We start from the raw sequence: 17,373 nt of genomic DNA on the forward strand, positions 1-17,373 counted from the left end.
TGGCCGCAAAGGCATCGCCGGCTAGCTGGCTCCCACACAAGCAAATCAACCGAATTCGAGGAGGGAAGGGCGTGAGCAAATTCTGGAGCCCCTTCGTCAAGAACCTGGTGCCCTACGTGCCGGGTGAGCAGCCGAAGCTGAGCAGGCTGGTCAAGCTCAATACCAACGAAAATCCCTACGGGCCGTCGCCCAAGGCGATCGCCGCCATGCAGGCCGAACTGAACGACAGTCTGCGCCTCTATCCGGACCCCAACGGCGAGCGCCTGAAGCAGGCGATTGCCGACTACTATGGAGTGCAGAGCCGTCAGGTATTCGTCGGCAATGGCTCTGACGAAGTGCTGGCGCACATCTTCCATGGGCTGTTCCAGCATGGCCGGCCGCTGCTGTTTCCCGATGTGACCTACAGTTTCTACCCGGTCTACTGCGGCCTGTATGGAATTCCTTTCGAGGTCGTGGCGCTGGACGAGCAGTTCCGTATTCGCGTCGAGGATTATCAGCGGCCCAATGGCGGGATCATTTTTCCCAACCCCAATGCGCCGACCGGCTGCTTGCTGCCGCTAGAGGCCATTGAGCGGCTGCTCAAGGCCAATCCGGACTCGGTAGTGGTGGTGGACGAGGCCTATGTGGACTTCGGCGGTGCGACGGCGATCACTCTCGTCGATCGCTATCCCAACCTGCTGGTCACCCAGACCCTCTCCAAGTCGCGTTCGCTGGCCGGTATGCGCGTCGGTCTGGCGGTCGGGCACCCGGAGTTGATCGAGGCTCTGGAGCGGATCAAGAACAGCTTCAACTCCTATCCGCTGGATCGCATGGCCATCGTCGGGGCGGCGGCGGCCTTCGAGGATCGTGCCTACTTCGAGCAGACCTGCCGCCAGGTGATCGCCAGCCGCGAGCAACTAGTCAGCGAGCTGCAGCGGCTGGGGTTCGAGGTGCTGCCGTCGGCGGCCAACTTCGTCTTCGCCCGCCATCCTGGGCGCGATGCCGAGGGGTTGGCGGCGGGGCTGCGCGAGCAGGGGGTGATCGTCCGTCATTTCAAGCAGGAGCGGATTCGCCAGTTCCTGCGCATCACCATCGGTACCCTGGAGCAGAATCAGGCGCTGATCGACGTGCTAGCGCCCCTCTGCTGAACCACTGACGTCTACTCCGGTTGGGCGGGCGCTTGCGGCTGTACTGCCGTGGGTGGCGGGCGTAGGCCGATTTCGGCGGTCAGGGTCAGTGTCTGGCCATTGCGCAGGACCGCGATGTCGATGGTTTCTCCCGGTTGGGCCTGGGCGACCTGGTTCATTGCATGGCGCCCGTCAGTGGCCGGTTGGCCATCGAGGCTGACGATCAGGTCGCCCGGCTGCAGGCCGGCCCGCTGGGCGGGGCCGTCCCGGTAGATGCCGGCGACGACGATGCCCGGCCGGCCTTCCAGGCCGAAGGATTCGGCCAGCTCCTTGGTCAGTGGTTGTACCTCGAGGCCGAGCCAACCGCGGATCACTTGGCCGTGCTCGATGATTTCCTCCATCACCTCCATGGCCAGCTTCGCCGGAATCGCGAAACCGATGCCCTGGGAGCCGCCTGACCGGGAGAAGATGGCGGTGTTGATACCGATCAGGTTGCCGTTGGCGTCGATCAGCGCCCCGCCCGAGTTGCCCGGATTGATCGCTGCGTCGGTCTGGATGAAGTCCTCGTAGGTGTTCAGGCCCAGCTGGTTGCGCCCGGTCGCGCTGATGATGCCCATGGTTACGGTCTGGCCGACGCCGAAGGGGTTGCCGATGGCCAGGGCCACATCGCCGATGCGAATGCTGTCGGAGCGCCCCAGGTGCATGACCGGCAGGTCGTCGAGATCGATCTTGAGCACGGCCAGGTCGGTTTCCGAATCGTTGCCGATCACTCGGGCGAGGACTTCCCGGCCATCCTTCAGGGCGACGACGATCTGGTCGGCGCCGGTGGTGACATGGTTGTTGGTCAGCAGATAGCCATCCTGGCTCATGATCACCGCGGAGCCCAGGCTGGATTCCAGGCGCCGCTGGCTGGGCAGGGAGTTGCCGAAGTACTGCTGCAGTAGCGGGTCGTCGAACAGCGGCTGGGCCGGCTTCTTGACCACCTTGGTGGTGTACAGGTTGGCTACTGCCGGTGCCGCGCTGCTGACTGCACTGGCATAGGACGCGGGGCTTTGCGGTGAAAGGATGGCGAAGGGAGGCTGCTGTTCGTTGCCGTCACGCTGTGGCAGGCCGACCCACTCCGGATAGCGCTGGATGATCAGCAGGGCCAGCAGCACTCCGACTACCAGGGGCCAGCCGAGAAAACGCAGGGCCTTTAGCATGGATCGAAAATCCTTGGGGTTGCGAGGGGCAAGAGGTGGCCGTATGGTGCGCCATTATACGAAGGTGCCGCGGGCTGGCCAGCGGCACGCAATCGCTTTATCTGGGAGGCCGCGATGCCCGTCGCTCTGTCCGTATTGGTGGAGGCAGCCGATCGTTATCTGGCGGCTGCCGGGATGCCCGATTATTGCCCGAACGGCTTGCAGGTCGAGGGGCGTGCGCAGGTTGGCAGGATCGTCACCGGGGTGACTGCCAGCCAGGCGCTGCTGGACGCCGCGGTCGAGTTTCAGGCCGATCTGGTGCTCGTGCACCACGGCTATTTCTGGAAGAGCGAGAATCCCTGCGTCGTCGGTATGAAGCAGCGCCGCCTGAAGACCCTGCTGGTCAACGACATCAGTCTGGTCGCCTATCACCTGCCGTTGGATGTGCACCCCGAAGTGGGTAATAACGTGCAGCTGTCCCGCCGCCTCGGCCTCGCGGTGGAGGGGCCGTTGGAGCCGGAAAATCCGCGCTCGGTGGGACTGGTCGGCAGTCTGGCGCAGGCGCTGGCGCCGCGCGAGTTCGCTGCACTGGTGGCGCAGGTGCTGGGGCGCGAGCCCTTGCTGATCGAGGCGGATCGACCGATACGCCGCATCGCCTGGTGCACCGGCGCTGCGCAGGGCTACATCGAGCAGGCGATTGCCGCCGGCGTGGATGCCTACATGACCGGCGAGGTGTCCGAATCCACCGTGCACAGCGCACGGGAGAACGGCATTAGTTTCCTTGCCGCCGGCCATCACGCCACCGAGCGCTACGGGGTGCAGGCGCTGGGCGAGTGGCTGGCGCAGCGTTTCTGCCTCGAGCACTGTTTCGTCGATTGTGACAATCCGGTGTAAGTGCCGGGTTGCCCGACGTGGCAGCGCTTGGGCATATTTGTAGAATGATTGGATCTATGCTGCATCCTTATTATAAGGATGTGTGCATGGTATCGTGCGCCAACGTCCGCGGCCCGCAGGCCGCTTTTGTTTTTTGTGAGTAGCCATGGTCGACAAACTGACGCATCTGAAGCAGCTGGAGGCGGAAAGCATCCACATCATCCGCGAGGTAGCCGCCGAGTTCGACAACCCGGTGATGCTGTACTCCATCGGCAAGGATTCTGCCGTCATGCTGCATCTGGCCCGCAAGGCCTTCTTCCCCGGCAAGCTGCCGTTCCCGGTGATGCACGTCGACACCCAGTGGAAGTTTCAGGAGATGTACAGCTTCCGCGACAAGATGGTCGCGGAGATGGGCCTGGACCTGATCACCTACGTCAACCCGGAAGGCGTGGCGCAGGGCATCAACCCCTTCACCCACGGCAGCGCCAAGCACACCGACATCATGAAGACCGAGGGCCTCAAGCAGGCCCTGGACAAGTACGGCTTCGACGCCGCCTTCGGCGGTGCGCGCCGCGACGAGGAGAAGTCGCGGGCCAAGGAGCGCGTCTATTCGTTCCGCGACAGCAAGCACCGCTGGGACCCGAAGAACCAGCGTCCCGAGCTGTGGAGCGTCTACAACGGCAAGGTGAAGAAGGGCGAGTCGATCCGCGTGTTCCCGCTGTCCAACTGGACCGAGCTGGACATCTGGCAGTACATCTATCTGGAAGGTATCCCGATCGTGCCGCTGTACTTCGCCGCCGAGCGCGAAGTGATCGAGAAGAACGGCACCCTGATCATGATCGACGATGCGCGCATCCTCGACCATCTTTCCGATGAAGAGAAGGCGCGCATCCAGAAGAAGATGGTGCGCTTCCGTACCCTCGGCTGCTACCCGCTGACCGGCGCGGTGGAGTCCACTGCCGCCAGCCTGCCCGAGATCATCCAGGAAATGCTCCTGACCCGCACTTCCGAGCGCCAGGGCCGCGTCATCGACCACGATGGCGCCGGTTCCATGGAAGAAAAGAAACGTCAGGGCTACTTCTAAGGTTTCCGCATCATGTCGCACCAATCCGAACTGATCAGCGAGGACATCCTCGCCTACCTGGCCCAGCACGAACGCAAGGAACTGCTGCGCTTTCTCACCTGCGGCAACGTCGACGACGGCAAGAGCACCCTGATCGGGCGCCTGCTGCACGACTCCAAGATGATCTACGAGGATCACCTTGAAGCGATCACCCGCGACTCGAAGAAGGTCGGCACCACCGGCGAGGACGTCGATCTGGCGCTGCTGGTCGACGGCCTGCAGGCCGAGCGCGAGCAGGGCATCACCATCGACGTGGCCTACCGCTACTTCTCGACCGCCAAGCGCAAGTTCATCATCGCCGACACCCCCGGCCATGAGCAGTACACCCGCAACATGGCCACCGGCGCCTCGACCTGCGACCTGGCGATCATCCTGATCGACGCCCGCTACGGCGTGCAGACCCAGACCCGCCGGCACAGCTTCATCGCCTCCTTGCTGGGCATCAAGCACATCGTGGTCGCCATCAACAAGATGGACCTGATGGGCTTCGATCAGGGCGTGTTCGACAGCATCAGCGCCGACTACCTGCAGTTCGCCGAGCGTATCGGCCTCAAGCCCAGCTCGCTGCACTTCGTGCCGATGTCGGCGCTCAAGGGCGACAACGTGGTCAACAAGAGCGAGCGCGCGCCCTGGTACCAGGGACCGTCGCTGATGGAGATCCTCGAGACCGTCGAGATCGCCGCCGACCGCAACGTCACCGACATGCGCTTCCCGGTGCAGTACGTCAACCGGCCGAACCTGAACTTCCGCGGCTTCGCCGGCACCCTGGCCAGCGGCATCGTGCACAAGGGCGACGAGATCGCCGTGCTGCCGTCGGGAAAGACCAGCAAGGTGCGCTCCATCGTCACCTTCGACGGCGAGCTGGAACAGGCAATTCCCGGCCAGGCCGTGACCCTGACCCTGGAAGACGAGATCGACGTGTCGCGCGGCGACATGCTGGTGCATGCCGACAACCGTCCGCAGGTCACCGACAGATTCGACGCCATGCTGGTGTGGATGGCCGAGGAGCCGATGCTGCCGGGCAAGAAGTACGACATCAAGCGCGCCACCAGCTACGTGCCGGGCAACATCGTCGGCATCGCGCACCGCGTCGACGTCAACAGCCTCGAGCAGCTGGCAGCCAGCGAGCTCAAGCTCAACGAGATCGGCAAGGTGCGCGTCAGCCTGGATGCGCCCATCGCCCTCGACGGCTACGCGCACAACCGCACCACCGGCGCCTTCATCGTCATCGACCGGCTGACCAACGGCACCGTCGGTGCCGGCATGATCATCGCCGACCCGCTGGCCGGGCAGAACACCGTCGGTCACCACGGCCAGCTGGCCCACGTGGCCGCCGAGGAACGCGCCGCGCGCTTCGGTCAGCAGCCGGCCACCGTGCTGTTCAGCGGCCTGTCCGGCGCCGGCAAGAGCACCCTGGCCTATGCCGTGGAGCGCAAGCTGTTCGACAGCGGTCGCGCGGTCTACGTGCTCGATGGGCAGAACCTGCGCCACGACCTCAACAAGGGCCTGCCGCTGGATCGCGCCGGCCGTGCCGAGAACTGGCGGCGCGCCGCCCAGGTGGCCAGGCAGTTCAACGAGGCCGGCCTGCTGACCCTGGCCGCCTTCGTCGCCCCGGATGCCGAGGGCCGCGAGCAGGCCAGGGCACTGATCGGCGCCGAGCGCCTGATCACCGTCTACGTCCAGGCTTCGCCGCAGGCCTGCCGTGAGCGCGATCCGCAGGGGCTGTACGCGGCAGGCGAGGGCAACATCCCCGGCGAGTCTTTCCCCTACGACGTGCCGCTGAATGCCGATCTGGTGATCGATACCCAGTCCACTTCGGTGGAGGAGGGCGTGCGCCAAGTGCTGGCGCTGCTGCGCAGCCGCAGGGTGATCTGATACCTGAGTAGATGGAACGAGCCTCGGCAAGGCCGAGGCTCGTTCTGCTTTGCAGTAAGGTTTAGTGCTTGCCCTTCAGGCCGAACTGCTCGTCCAGCATGCCGGGGGCGTTGGCGATCTTGGGGGCATAATCTTTGGGCGCCTCGGGGGCCGTCGAGTTGGGCAGATGCTCATGGTCGCCGAGGATTTCTTCGCTCTGCAGCGTGGCCAGCAGTCGCTGGCGCGTCAGCTCGTCGAGCGCGAGGCGGCTGGCACCCTCGGATAGGTGTTCCTGAATCTCCGCGTAACTCTGGGTGAGCTTCTTCACCAGGTTCGCGGTGGTGTTGAAGTGGGTGATTACTTCGCTCTGATAGGCGTCGAAGCGCTCTTGCAGTTCGTCCAGCTGACGCTGCGTCCGGCTGGGTACCGCATTGGGCAATAGACGAGCGGCAACGAAGCCGATGGTGATGCCGACAAGCAGGGTAAGGGCTGGTAGCAACCAGGCCATGAGCGTCTGTTCCACGATCCTTCCTCTATGGGCTGCTTTGTTTTACGTTAGCGGCTCCAGTGTGCCCTGTATAGCCGGCCTAGACGCATGCAGCGATCCGTGCCGGCCAAGCCTTCGGCAGTGGGCCGCCTTCCAGCCTGATCATGCTTTGGCATAGGCTGCCGCAGCGATCCCCGGGCCGGTCGGTCCTTTACATCGGCCAGCACTGCGGCCCAACCATCAAGACGAGCCTGCTCCAAGCGGGCTCATGGAGATACAGTTTGTCGAGTCGTGAAAATTCCCTGTTCATCGATGGGCCCTGTGGCCCGCTCGAAGCGCTCTACCTCGAACTGCCCGAGGCTCGTGGTCTGGCTCTGCTCTGTCATCCCAATCCGGTGAAGGGCGGGACCATGCAGAACAAGGTCGTTTCCACCCTGCAGCGTACCGCCCGGGATGCCGGTTACAGCACTCTGCGCTTCAACTATCGTGGCGTCGGCGCCAGTGTTGGCAGTCATGATATGGGTAGCGGCGAGGTAGATGATGCCGAGGCTGTCGTCCGGTGGGTGCATGAACGGCTGCCGCAGCTTCCCCTTAGCCTGTTCGGCTTCTCCTTCGGTGGCTATGTCGCACTCAACCTAGCGGAGCGTCTGGCTGCGCAGGGTCTGGTGCCGGAGCGGATGTTCCTGGTCGCGCCGGCGGTGATGCGTCTGGAGAGCGAGGCGACCGTGTCGTCGCAGGGCAGTAGCCTGACGGTCATCCAGCCGGAGCAGGACGAGGTGGTCAACCCGCAACTGGTCTACGACTGGTCGGCATCTCTGCAGCGCCCCCACGAGTTGTTGAAAGTGGCAGAATGCGGACATTTCTTCCATGGCAGGCTGGGCGAGTTGAAGGACTTGGTCAGTTCACGCCTCTGAATCATAGACAAGCGCACAATATGACCACTCGAATCCTCACCGGCATCACTACCACCGGTACTCCTCATCTGGGTAACTATGCCGGTGCCATTCGCCCAGCGATCGTCGCCGGTCGCGACCCGCATGCCGATTCGTTCTATTTTCTGGCCGACTACCACGCGCTGATCAAGTGCGACGACCCGGAGCGCATCCAGAGTTCGCGTCTGGAAATCGCCGCCACCTGGCTGGCCTGCGGGCTGGATACGGAAAGAACGACTTTCTACCGGCAGTCGGACATCCCCGAGATCACCGAGCTGACCTGGCTGCTGACCTGCGTGACGGCCAAGGGATTGCTCAACCGCGCGCATGCCTACAAGGCCTCGGTGGACAAGAATCTGGAGGCCGGCGAGGATCCGGACGCCGGGGTGAGCATGGGGTTGTTCAGCTATCCGGTACTGATGGCGGCTGACATTCTGATGTTCAATGCGAACAAGGTGCCGGTCGGTCGCGACCAGATCCAGCACGTGGAAATGGCCCGCGACATCGGCCAGCGCTTCAATCACCTATTTGGCCGGGGCCGAGAACTCTTCACCCTGCCGGAGGCGGTGATCGAGGAGGAGGTAGCCACGCTGCCTGGGCTGGACGGCCGCAAGATGTCGAAGAGTTACGACAACACCATTCCGCTGTTCGGCTCGGCCCGCCAGTTGAAGGACTCGATCGCTCGCATCGTCACCGATTCGCGGGAGCCGGGCGAGCCGAAGGACCCGGATGGCTCGCATCTGTTTACCCTCTACCAGGCGTTTGCCACGCCGGAGCGGCTCGCCGAGTTCCGTGCCGATCTGTTGGCTGGTTTGGCTTGGGGGGAGGCCAAGCAACGCCTGTTCCAGCTGCTCGACAGCGAACTGGGCGAGGCCCGCGAGCGCTACCAAACGCTGATTGCGAGGCCGCTTGACTTGGAGGACATTCTTCAGGCTGGTGCGGCCAAAGCGCGCAGGATTTCCACCCCTTTTCTTGGCGAGCTACGCGAGGCGGTTGGGCTGCGCTCGTTCCGCAGTGATGTGCGGAGCCAGGCTGCCAGCGGCAAGAAAAAAGCGGCGAAAACCGCGCGTTTCGTCAGTTTTCGCGAGTCTGACGGAGGATTCCGTTTCCGTTTTCTGGCTGCCGATGGCGAGGAGTTGCTGCTGTCGCGGCCGTTTGATGATCCCAAGGCAGCAGGGAGGATCGGCCAGCGGTTGATTGCCCTGGGGCCGGATGCACTCGAGTTGCGCGCCGATGAAGGCGCCCAGTTTACCCTCTGGCTGGATGGCGAATGCATGGCCGACAGCCCGGTGTACGCCGACCCGGATGCCTTGGAGGCAGCCATGCTGCGCCTGCGGGAAGCGGTTGCAGGGCTTGCCGACTGAACGCCGTGCGACCGTTGTGCTGGATCTGTAGACTCCTGCTTCGACGGTCGCGAACCTTTGAACTCTTGATGAGGGTGGCCCGTTTTGAATGATTTGACGAAACTCCCCACAGTCGAGGGCGCCGCCAAGGCGGCCTCCCCACGACTCTACCCCGACTCCGCCATGACTCCCCTTGAGCGCTATCAAGCCGACCTGAAACGTCCCGATTTCTTCCATGATGCCGCCCAGGAAAACGCAGTGCGCCACCTGCAGCGACTCTATGACGACCTGGTCAGCGCCAGCCTGCAAGGCCAGGCTGTAGGTGGCAAGCCCAGTCTGTTCGACAGGCTGCTTGGCAAGAAATCGCAGGGCCTGCCGAGGGGGCCTGTCAAGGGCATCTATTTCTGGGGGGGAGTGGGACGCGGCAAGACCTATCTGGTCGACACCTTCTACGATGCTCTGCCGTTCGAGCAGAAGATGCGCACTCACTTCCACCGCTTCATGAAGCGGGTGCATGAGGAAATGAAGACGCTCAAGGGGGAGAAGAACCCGCTGACCATCATCGGCAAGCGCTTTGCCAGCGAGGCCCGGGTGATCTGCTTCGATGAGTTTTTCGTTTCCGACATCACCGATGCGATGATCCTCGCCACCCTGCTGGATGAGTTGTTCAAGAACGGCGTAAGCTTGGTAGCCACTTCCAACATCGTGCCGGACGGTCTCTACAAGGACGGCTTGCAACGTGCGCGCTTCTTGCCGGCGATTGCTCTGCTCAAGGAGCACACCGAAATCGTCAACGTCGATAGCGGAATCGACTACCGCCTGCGCGCCCTGGAACAAGCCGAGTTGTACCACTGGCCGCTGGATGCCGAGGCGGAGGAAAGCCTGGAGCGCAGTTTCCGCAGTCTTCTCACCGAACACTGTGCGGTGAAGGACAACGATGTGCTGCTGATCGAGAGTCGCGAGATCCGTGCCCGCAAGACCGCTAACGACGTAGCCTGGTTCGAGTTCCGCGAGTTGTGCGACGGCCCGCGCAGCCAGAACGACTACATCGAGCTGGGCAAGATCTTCGAGGCAGTGCTGCTCTCCAACGTCGAGCAGATGAGCGTCTCCAAGGACGACATGGCGCGGCGCTTCATCAACTTGGTCGACGAGTTCTACGATCGCAATGTCAAGCTGATCATCTCTGCCGAGGTAGAGCTGAAGGACCTGTATACCGGCGGCCGCCTGGAGTTCGAGTTCCAGCGTACCCTGAGCCGTCTGCTGGAGATGCAGTCCCACGAGTTCCTCGCGCGGCCACACAAGCCGTGAGCGATGGGGCCGCTTGTGGGCGGCCCTTGTCGTTTTTGGGGGAGCGTCTGGCTCTTTCCGCTTCTCGATGAAGCTGTGCCGGAGGTCCTCAAGGTATGCCTGCACCCTTCGTTGCACCCGACTCGCCCTTCGGCGACTGGGACGGCACGCCTGCCGGAGCCCGCCTTCTGCAGCGGGAACTGGCCAGGCAAGTATTGCTGCAGGACGATTTTCCCGTCTTGCGCCTGGTCGCCGGTGTGGACGTCGGTTTCGAGGAGGCTGGGCACGTCACCCGGGCAGCAGCGGTATTACTCGATGTCGAGACTCTGGAGCCGCTTGCTGAGCGCTTGGTGCGTATGCCGACCAGCATGCCCTATGTCCCGGGTCTGCTGTCCTTCCGCGAGCTGCCGGCTGTCTTGCATGCCCTGGCAGAGCTGCCCCAGGTACCGGATCTGGTCTTCTGCGATGGGCAGGGGATTGCCCATCCGCGAAGGTTGGGTATCGCGGCCCACTTGGGCGTGGTCAGTGGCCTGCCGACTATCGGTGTGGCCAAAAAAATTCTTGTCGGCACCCATGCCGAATTGGGGCCTCGGCGAGGCAATCAAGTCGATCTTGTCTATCAGGGTGATGTGGTGGGTACGGTGCTGCGCAGCAAGGACGGGGTGCGCCCGCTGATCGTTTCGCCGGGCCATCGGGTCAGCCTGGCCAGTGCGCCGCGGCTGGTCATGGCTTGTGTCACCCGCTACCGCTTGCCCGAGCCGACGCGGCTGGCCGACCGGCTCGCCTCGCGAAGGGCGGGACGGGGTGGCCCTCAGCCGGGCTGAGAGCGAATTGGTCTTGGCTGGCTTCAGGGTAAGCCGCTTGCTGCGCAAATTGAGATCTGCTTTGAGCGAGAGCCGGCAGGCGGTTGCTATTTTTTCTGCAGTCGGTATGATTTCAAAGATTTTCCAGCGGGGATGCCTAGCTCGCTGGGAATGAGGTAGGGGATGCCTAGCCTACCGAGCCCCGCCGTAGCGGACGCGCTGACCCGAGCCCCCGACAGCGTCTGTTTCCGGCCGCCTTGACCTTGTCAATGCAAGCACCGTTCAGTAAGATCTGCCGCCTTGTTTTTAGGGTGGCCTCTGAGGCTATAACGAATGAAAACTTTTACTGCGAAACCGGAAACTGTTAAGCGCGACTGGTATGTCGTCGACGCTGCCGGCCAGACTCTGGGTCGTCTGGCTACTGAAATCGCCAGCCGCCTGCGCGGCAAGCACAAGCCTGAGTATACCCCGCACGTCGATACCGGCGACTACATCGTCGTGATCAATGCTGAGCAGGTGCGTGTCACCGGTGCCAAGAGTAGCGACAAAATGTACTACTCCCACTCCGGTTTCCCGGGCGGCATCAAGTCCATCAGTTTCGAGAAGCTGATCGTCAGGGCTCCCGAGCGTGTGATCGAGACTGCGGTCAAGGGTATGCTGCCGAAGAACCCCCTGGGTCGCGACATGTACCGCAAGCTGAAGGTGTACAAGGGTGCTGTTCATCCGCACACCGCTCAGCAGCCTCAAGAACTTAAGATTTAAGGGGGATAGCTCATCATGTCGGCGACTCAAAACTACGGCACTGGCCGTCGTAAGACTGCTACCGCTCGCGTCTTCCTGCGTCCGGGCACTGGCAAAATTTCCATCAATGATCGCTCCCTGGACCAGTTCTTCGGTCGCGAAACCGCTCGCATGGTCGTGCGTCAGCCGCTCGAGCTGACCGAGACCGTGGAGAAGTTCGATGTATACGTCACCGTCGCTGGCGGCGGTGTCAGTGGTCAGGCGGGTGCCATTCGCCATGGCATCACTCGCGCACTGATCGAGTATGACGAGACTTTCCGCAGTCCGCTGCGTCGGGCCGGCTATGTGACTCGCGATGCTCGCGAAGTCGAGCGTAAGAAAGTCGGTCTGCGCAAGGCGCGCAAGCGCCCGCAGTACTCCAAGCGCTAATTTCAGCGTTTGCAAAGAGCGCCCGGCATCCGCAAGGATTCCGGGCGTTTTTTTGTTTCCGAAAAGGCCGCACGGCTTATGTGCTACAAGTTTGGTAGCGTGTTTCTCAAGTGTGTCAGTATTTTTGTATCTGGCTATTACCTTGTCAGGTCTGAGGGTTTTCTTTAACATTTTGCCGATTTTTCGCGCGCCTCGTTTTTTTATTACAGGTCCGGATAACGGGCCGCAAAGTTGATGGGAGACAACGGAATGAGTAATGACGGCGTGAATGTAGGCCGGCGTCGCTTTCTGGTTGCGGCCACCTCTGTGGTGGGTGCGGCAGGAGCGGTGGGGGCTGCGGTCCCGTTTGTGGGATCCTGGTTCCCAAGTGCCAAGGCCAAGGCCGCTGGTGCACCGGTGAAGGTGAATATCGGCAAGATTGGGCCGGGGCAACAAATAGTGGCTGAATGGCGTGGCCAGCCGGTGTTTATCGTCCGCCGTACCGAGGAAATCCTTGCCAACCTGAAAAAAGTCGAATCCGAGGTGGCAGACCCCGAGTCGGCCGCTTCGGTTCAGCCAGTGTATGTTGACCGGAAGCTGCGCTCGATCAGGCCGGAAATTCTGGTTTTGGTTGGCCTCTGCACCCATCTGGGCTGCTCTCCTTCCTTTCGGCCGGAACTCGCTCCGGCGGATCTGGGGAGCAACTGGGTGGGCGGTTATTTCTGTCCATGCCACGGCTCCAAATACGATCTGGCCGGCCGTGTCTACAAGGCACAACCTGCGCCCTTGAACCTGCCGGTGCCTCCGCATTCGTACGAGTCGAATGATGTGATCATTGTCGGTGTGGACCAGGAGAAGGCCTGATGAGCAAATTCATGGAGTGGGTCGATGCACGCTTCCCCGCCACACAGATGTGGGAAGACCATCTATCTAAATATTATGCGCCGAAGAATTTCAATTTTTTCTATTTCTTCGGCTCCCTAGCACTGTTGGTGCTGGTCAACCAGCTGCTGACCGGTATCTGGCTGACCATGAGCTTCACCCCGTCGGCGGAGGAGGCCTTTACCTCTGTCGAGTACATCATGCGCGACGTGGAGTACGGCTGGATCATCCGCTATCTGCACTCTACCGGTGCCTCTGCGTTCTTTATTGTGGTCTATCTGCACATGTTTCGCGGCCTGCTCTACGGCTCCTATCAGAAGCCGCGCGAGCTGGTATGGATCTTCGGTATGCTGATCTACCTGTGCCTGATGGCCGAGGCCTTCATGGGCTATCTGCTGCCATGGGGGCAGATGTCCTATTGGGGGGCTCAGGTAATCATCTCGTTGTTCGGTGCCATTCCGGTGATCGGCGACGACCTGACGCAGTGGATTCGCGGTGACTACCTGATTTCCGGCATCACGCTCAACCGTTTCTTCGCTCTGCACGTGATCGCGCTGCCGATTGTACTGCTCGGCCTGGTGGTGCTGCACATCCTGGCTTTGCATGAGGTCGGCTCGAACAACCCGGATGGCATCGAGATCAAGAAGAAGAAGGACGCGAACGGCAAGCCGCTGGACGGTATCCCGTTCCATCCCTACTACACCGTGAAGGATATCGTCGGCGTGGTGGTGTTCCTGTTCGTTTTCTGTGCCGTGGTGTTCTTTTTCCCGGAAATGGGTGGTTATTTCCTCGAGAAGCCCAACTTCGAGCAGGCCAACGCCTTCAAGACGCCCGCCCATATCGCGCCGGTATGGTACTTCACGCCGTTCTACGCGATCCTGCGCGCGGTGCCGGACAAGCTGCTTGGCGTCATCGCCATGGGCGCGGCCATCGCCGTGTTGTTCGTTCTACCCTGGCTGGATCGCAGCCCGGTCAAATCGATGCGCTACAAGGGCTGGCTGAGCAAGCTGTGGCTGTTGGTATTCTGCATCGCTTTCCTGGCCCTCGGCGTGCTTGGTGTGCTTTCGCCGACTCCCGAACGCACGCTGTTGTCTCGGGTGTGCACGGTGCTGTACTTCGCGTTCTTCATCCTGATGCCGTTCTACACCAGGATGGAAAAGACCAAACCGGTTCCGGAAAGGGTGACTGGCTGATGAAAAAGCAATTTGCTGCATTGATTTTCGCGATTCTGCCGGCTTTTTCATTTGCCGCAGGAGCTGAGCCCGAACTGGACAAAGTTGACATCGATCTGACCGACAAGGCTGCCATGCAGGATGGTCTGCGAACCTTCGCCAACTACTGCATGGGGTGCCATAGCGCCCGGTTCCAGCGATACGAGCGGGTGGCCAGGGATCTCGGTATCCCGGAAGAAGTAATGATGGAGAATGTCGTCTTTACCGGCGCCAAGATTGGCGACCATATGAAAGTCGGCATGCAGCCCCAGGATGCCAAGATCTGGTTTGGTGCGGCGCCTCCGGATCTGACGCTGGTTGCCCGGGTGCGCGGCAATGACTGGCTATACAGCTATCTGCGCAGCTTCTATGAGGACTCGTCGCGTCCGCTGGGGGTGAACAACACCGTGTTCCCCAGCGTGGGCATGCCCAACGTGCTGGCTGGTCTGCAGGGGCGTCAGGTCTTCGGTTGCAAGCAGGTGCAGATGGTCGAGGATGGCAAGAAGCAGTACGATCCGCTTACTGGTGCGAAGATCACCCATGAGGCTTGCGATCAGCTGACCATCCTGCCGAAAACTGGCACGCTGACTGCCGACGAGTTCGACGATAAAGTCAAGAACTTGGTGACCTTCCTGGCTTACTCAGCCAATCCGGTCAAGCTGGAAAGCCAGCGTATTGGCAGCTACGTGCTCCTGTTCCTGGCGGTTTTCTTCGTGTTCGCCTATCTGCTCAAGCGCGAATACTGGAGAGACGTGCACTAATCCATTGCAGTTACACTCGAAAACACACGCGCCCGCATGGGCGCGTGTGTTTTTTTATTCTGTAGATTTGACCTGCGAGCGAGGAGTTCGCCATGGGCGTGACCAATCGATTGGCCTGTTATTCCGATCCGGCCGATCACTACTCCCACCGTGTGCGGATGGTGCTCGCCGAAAAGGGGGTTGCTGTTCAGATCCTCGATGTCGAGCCGGGGTTGAATTCGGGCAAGCTCGCCGAGATCAACCCTTACGGCGCGCTGCCCACGCTGATCGATCGCGATCTGCTCTTGTACGAGCCGGGTGTGATCATGGAGTATCTTGAGGAGCGTTATCCGCATCCGCCGTTGCTGCCGGTGTATCCTGTCGCTCGCGCCAACAGCCGTCTGCTGATGTATCGCATCCAGAGCGACTGGTGTGTCCTGGCTGACCGGATTCTGGATCGGCGTACCGAGGAGACAATCTGCAATCAGCTGCGTAGAGAGCTGCGGGAGAGTCTGCTCAGCGTGTCGCCATTGTTTGCCGAAAACCCCTTTTTTCTTAGTGAAGAGCCGAGTCTGGTGGACTGTTGCCTCTTGCCGATTCTCTGGCGGCTACCGCTGCTGGGTATAGAACTGCCGCGGAATGCGAAGCCACTGCTCGAATACATGGAGCGCCAGTTCGCTCGCCAGGCCTTTCAGGCTAGCCTGTCCGCTGTCGAACGCGATATGCGGCAATTATGAGGGAGGTTGCTATGAACTCCAGTCGACCCTATCTAGTTCGTGCGCTCTATGAGTGGATCGTCGACAATGATTACACTCCCCATCTGTTGGTCAATGCCGAGATGCCGAATGTGCAGGTCCCGGCAGGCTATGTGAACGATGGGCAGATCGTACTCAATGTTTCGCCCAGTGCTGTGCGGCATCTGCACATGGACAACCAGGGCGTGAGTTTCGAGGGTCGCTTCGGTGGTGTCGCCCACAGTCTGTACATACCCTCCGAGGCTGTCATGGCCATCTATGCGCGGGAAAACGGTCAGGGAATGGTCTTCGAGGTCGAGCCGCCTTCTGCGGAAGAGGGCTCCGATCCGGATGACGACGGTCCTTCCGGTGGCGAGCCGCCGCGGCCGGCCGGGCGACCCAGCTTGAAGGTGGTCAAGTAGTCTTACTGTGTCATTAAATTGAGCTACAGTGAGTAGATCTTCTGCACTTTGAGAAAGATCGACGATGGACTCCATGATCCGATTCGACGAGTACCTGGCGCATCTGGCAGCAGGTCTTGGGCATGCCGACCGGGAAGCCGGGCTGCGCGGCTATTGCTCCGGCCTGATGCTGCCCTTGGCGCGCAAGAGCGTGGAACCCATGGCGGCACACCTCGACCCCTTGCATGCCAGTGCCCGGCACCAGGCGTTGCATCATTTCGTGGCCAAGGCCGACTGGTCGGATACCGAACTGCTGCGCCGTGTGGCCCGGTGGGTCCTGCCGACAATGGATCTGTCCGCTGGCGGCTATTGGCTCGTGGACGACACCGGTTTCCCGAAGAAGGGGCGGCACTCGGTGGGCGTGGCGCGCCAGTACTGCGGGGTGCTGGGCAAACAGGACAACTGCCAGGTGGCGGTCAGCGTCTCGCTGGCCTGCGAACAGGCCAGCCTGCCGGTGGCCTGGCGCCTGTACCTGCCCCGGGAATGGGCCGAAGATGCCGGGCGGCGCCGCAAAGCCGGCGTACCCGAAGACGTCCGCTTTGCCACCAAGCCCCAGATAGCGCTTTCGCAGTTGCAGGCGTTGCTCGAAGCCGGGGAACCCCATCATTGTGTGGTGGCCGATGCCGGTTACGGCGTGGACAGCGCTTTTCGCCAGGGGTTGACGGCCATGGGGCTGTCCTATGTGGTCGGTGTCACCTCGGCCGTGCGGGTGTGGCCACCCGGCCAGCAGCCGCTACCGCCCAAGCCCTGGACGGGCAAGGGGCGTCCACCGGTAGCCACGCGGCGCTCGCCGGAGCATCGACCACTGTCGGTGAAGACGCTGGCCCTGTCGCTGCCGCCCGAGCTCTTTACGGAACTCACCTGGCGCCAGGGAACCAACGAACCACTGAGCGGGCGTTTCGCTGCAGTACGGGTACGCATTGCCGGCAGCGTATCGGCAAAACAGCGGCTGCACCCGCAGCAATGGCTGCTGATCGAATGGCCCCCCACGCAGGCCGAGCCGACCCATTACTGGTTGTCCACCCTCGAGGAGGACACGCCGCTATCGGAACTGGTGCGCATCGCCCACCTGCGTTGGCGTATCGAGCGCGACTATCAGGATCTCAAGCAGGACCTGGGGCTGGGACATTACGAGGGGCGTGGTTGGCGGGGATTCCACCACCATGCCAGCTTGAGCATCGCCGCCTACGGTTTTCTGCTCGGGCAG

18 protein-coding genes are annotated in these 17,373 nt (G+C 61.8%); 16 read left to right on the forward strand and 2 right to left on the reverse strand.

What is annotated here, in order from left to right:
* The first annotated feature begins 71 nt into the window (after window positions 1–71).
* Window positions 72–1,127: a histidinol-phosphate transaminase gene (hisC, locus tag BMY22_RS13330; protein ID WP_090622761.1), complete on the forward strand. Its 1,056-nt coding sequence runs from the start codon at window positions 72–74 to the stop codon at window positions 1,125–1,127.
* Between the two features lie 11 nt (window positions 1,128–1,138).
* Here the strand turns inward: hisC and algW are convergent, their stop codons facing one another.
* Window positions 1,139–2,308, reverse strand: a complete 1,170-nt coding sequence (gene algW / locus BMY22_RS13335) for a Do family serine endopeptidase AlgW (RefSeq protein WP_090622763.1) — start codon at window positions 2,306–2,308, stop codon at window positions 1,139–1,141.
* 114 nt (window positions 2,309–2,422) lie between these two features.
* On the opposite strand from algW, the gene BMY22_RS13340 reads away from it, so the two are divergent.
* From BMY22_RS13340 to cysN, 3 genes are all read left to right on the forward strand, one after another.
* Window positions 2,423–3,181: a Nif3-like dinuclear metal center hexameric protein gene (locus tag BMY22_RS13340; RefSeq protein WP_090622765.1), complete on the forward strand. Its 759-nt coding sequence runs from the start codon at window positions 2,423–2,425 to the stop codon at window positions 3,179–3,181.
* A 145-nt stretch (window positions 3,182–3,326) separates the two neighbouring features.
* Window positions 3,327–4,244: a sulfate adenylyltransferase subunit CysD gene (gene cysD / locus BMY22_RS13345; protein WP_090622767.1), complete on the forward strand. Its 918-nt coding sequence runs from the start codon at window positions 3,327–3,329 to the stop codon at window positions 4,242–4,244.
* Window positions 4,245–4,256: 12 nt separating this feature from the next.
* A complete protein-coding gene (gene cysN, locus BMY22_RS13350) occupies window positions 4,257–6,158 on the forward strand; it encodes a sulfate adenylyltransferase subunit CysN (protein ID WP_090622770.1) in 1,902 nt (633 codons plus the stop codon).
* A gap of 61 nt (window positions 6,159–6,219) precedes the next feature.
* Here the strand turns inward: cysN and BMY22_RS13355 are convergent, their stop codons facing one another.
* A complete protein-coding gene (locus BMY22_RS13355; protein WP_090622771.1) occupies window positions 6,220–6,660 on the reverse strand; it encodes a Z-ring associated ZapG family protein in 441 nt (146 codons plus the stop codon).
* 245 nt (window positions 6,661–6,905) lie between these two features.
* Between BMY22_RS13355 and BMY22_RS13360 the strand changes: the two genes are divergently transcribed.
* The 12 genes from BMY22_RS13360 to BMY22_RS13415 form a co-directional block, all read left to right on the forward strand.
* Window positions 6,906–7,538 (forward strand): alpha/beta hydrolase, encoded by a 633-nt coding sequence (locus BMY22_RS13360; protein WP_090622774.1) that lies wholly within the window; start codon window positions 6,906–6,908, stop codon window positions 7,536–7,538.
* A gap of 20 nt (window positions 7,539–7,558) precedes the next feature.
* Window positions 7,559–8,920: a tryptophan--tRNA ligase gene (locus tag BMY22_RS13365; protein ID WP_090622776.1), complete on the forward strand. Its 1,362-nt coding sequence runs from the start codon at window positions 7,559–7,561 to the stop codon at window positions 8,918–8,920.
* A gap of 162 nt (window positions 8,921–9,082) precedes the next feature.
* The gene (gene zapE, locus BMY22_RS13370; RefSeq protein WP_090622778.1) at window positions 9,083–10,207 is read left to right on the forward strand and encodes a cell division protein ZapE; all 1,125 of its coding nucleotides are present in this window, start codon (window positions 9,083–9,085) and stop codon (window positions 10,205–10,207) included.
* Window positions 10,208–10,302: 95 nt separating this feature from the next.
* Complete coding sequence (nfi, locus tag BMY22_RS13375; protein WP_090622780.1) at window positions 10,303–11,010, forward strand: deoxyribonuclease V; 708 nt, start codon at window positions 10,303–10,305, stop codon at window positions 11,008–11,010.
* A gap of 312 nt (window positions 11,011–11,322) precedes the next feature.
* Window positions 11,323–11,751 carry a 50S ribosomal protein L13 gene (rplM, locus tag BMY22_RS13380; protein WP_090622783.1) on the forward strand — a complete coding sequence of 143 codons (429 nt, stop codon included), beginning with the start codon at window positions 11,323–11,325 and terminating at the stop codon, window positions 11,749–11,751.
* A gap of 15 nt (window positions 11,752–11,766) precedes the next feature.
* Window positions 11,767–12,159, forward strand: coding sequence for a 30S ribosomal protein S9 (gene rpsI / locus BMY22_RS13385; protein ID WP_090622784.1), 393 nt, complete (start codon window positions 11,767–11,769; stop codon window positions 12,157–12,159).
* Window positions 12,160–12,408: 249 nt separating this feature from the next.
* Window positions 12,409–13,002, forward strand: a complete 594-nt coding sequence (gene petA, locus BMY22_RS13390; RefSeq protein ID WP_090622787.1) for a ubiquinol-cytochrome c reductase iron-sulfur subunit — start codon at window positions 12,409–12,411, stop codon at window positions 13,000–13,002.
* Window positions 13,002–14,213: a cytochrome b gene (locus BMY22_RS13395; RefSeq protein WP_090622790.1), complete on the forward strand. Its 1,212-nt coding sequence runs from the start codon at window positions 13,002–13,004 to the stop codon at window positions 14,211–14,213. Before petA ends, BMY22_RS13395 begins: the two co-directional genes overlap by 1 nt.
* On the forward strand, window positions 14,213–14,992 hold the full coding sequence (locus BMY22_RS13400) for a cytochrome c1 (RefSeq protein WP_090622792.1): 780 nt from the start codon (window positions 14,213–14,215) through the stop codon (window positions 14,990–14,992). Before BMY22_RS13395 ends, BMY22_RS13400 begins: the two co-directional genes overlap by 1 nt.
* A gap of 92 nt (window positions 14,993–15,084) precedes the next feature.
* Window positions 15,085–15,708 carry a glutathione S-transferase N-terminal domain-containing protein gene (locus tag BMY22_RS13405; protein WP_090622794.1) on the forward strand — a complete coding sequence of 208 codons (624 nt, stop codon included), beginning with the start codon at window positions 15,085–15,087 and terminating at the stop codon, window positions 15,706–15,708.
* Between the two features lie 11 nt (window positions 15,709–15,719).
* Complete coding sequence (locus BMY22_RS13410; RefSeq protein WP_090622796.1) at window positions 15,720–16,127, forward strand: ClpXP protease specificity-enhancing factor; 408 nt, start codon at window positions 15,720–15,722, stop codon at window positions 16,125–16,127.
* A gap of 64 nt (window positions 16,128–16,191) precedes the next feature.
* On the forward strand, window positions 16,192–17,373 hold a 1,182-nt coding region (locus BMY22_RS13415), incomplete at its 3' end, for an IS701 family transposase (RefSeq protein WP_090622799.1).

Source organism: Azotobacter beijerinckii, assembly GCF_900110885.1.
In the GTDB taxonomy this organism is placed as follows: Bacteria; Pseudomonadota; Gammaproteobacteria; order Pseudomonadales; family Pseudomonadaceae; genus Azotobacter; species Azotobacter beijerinckii.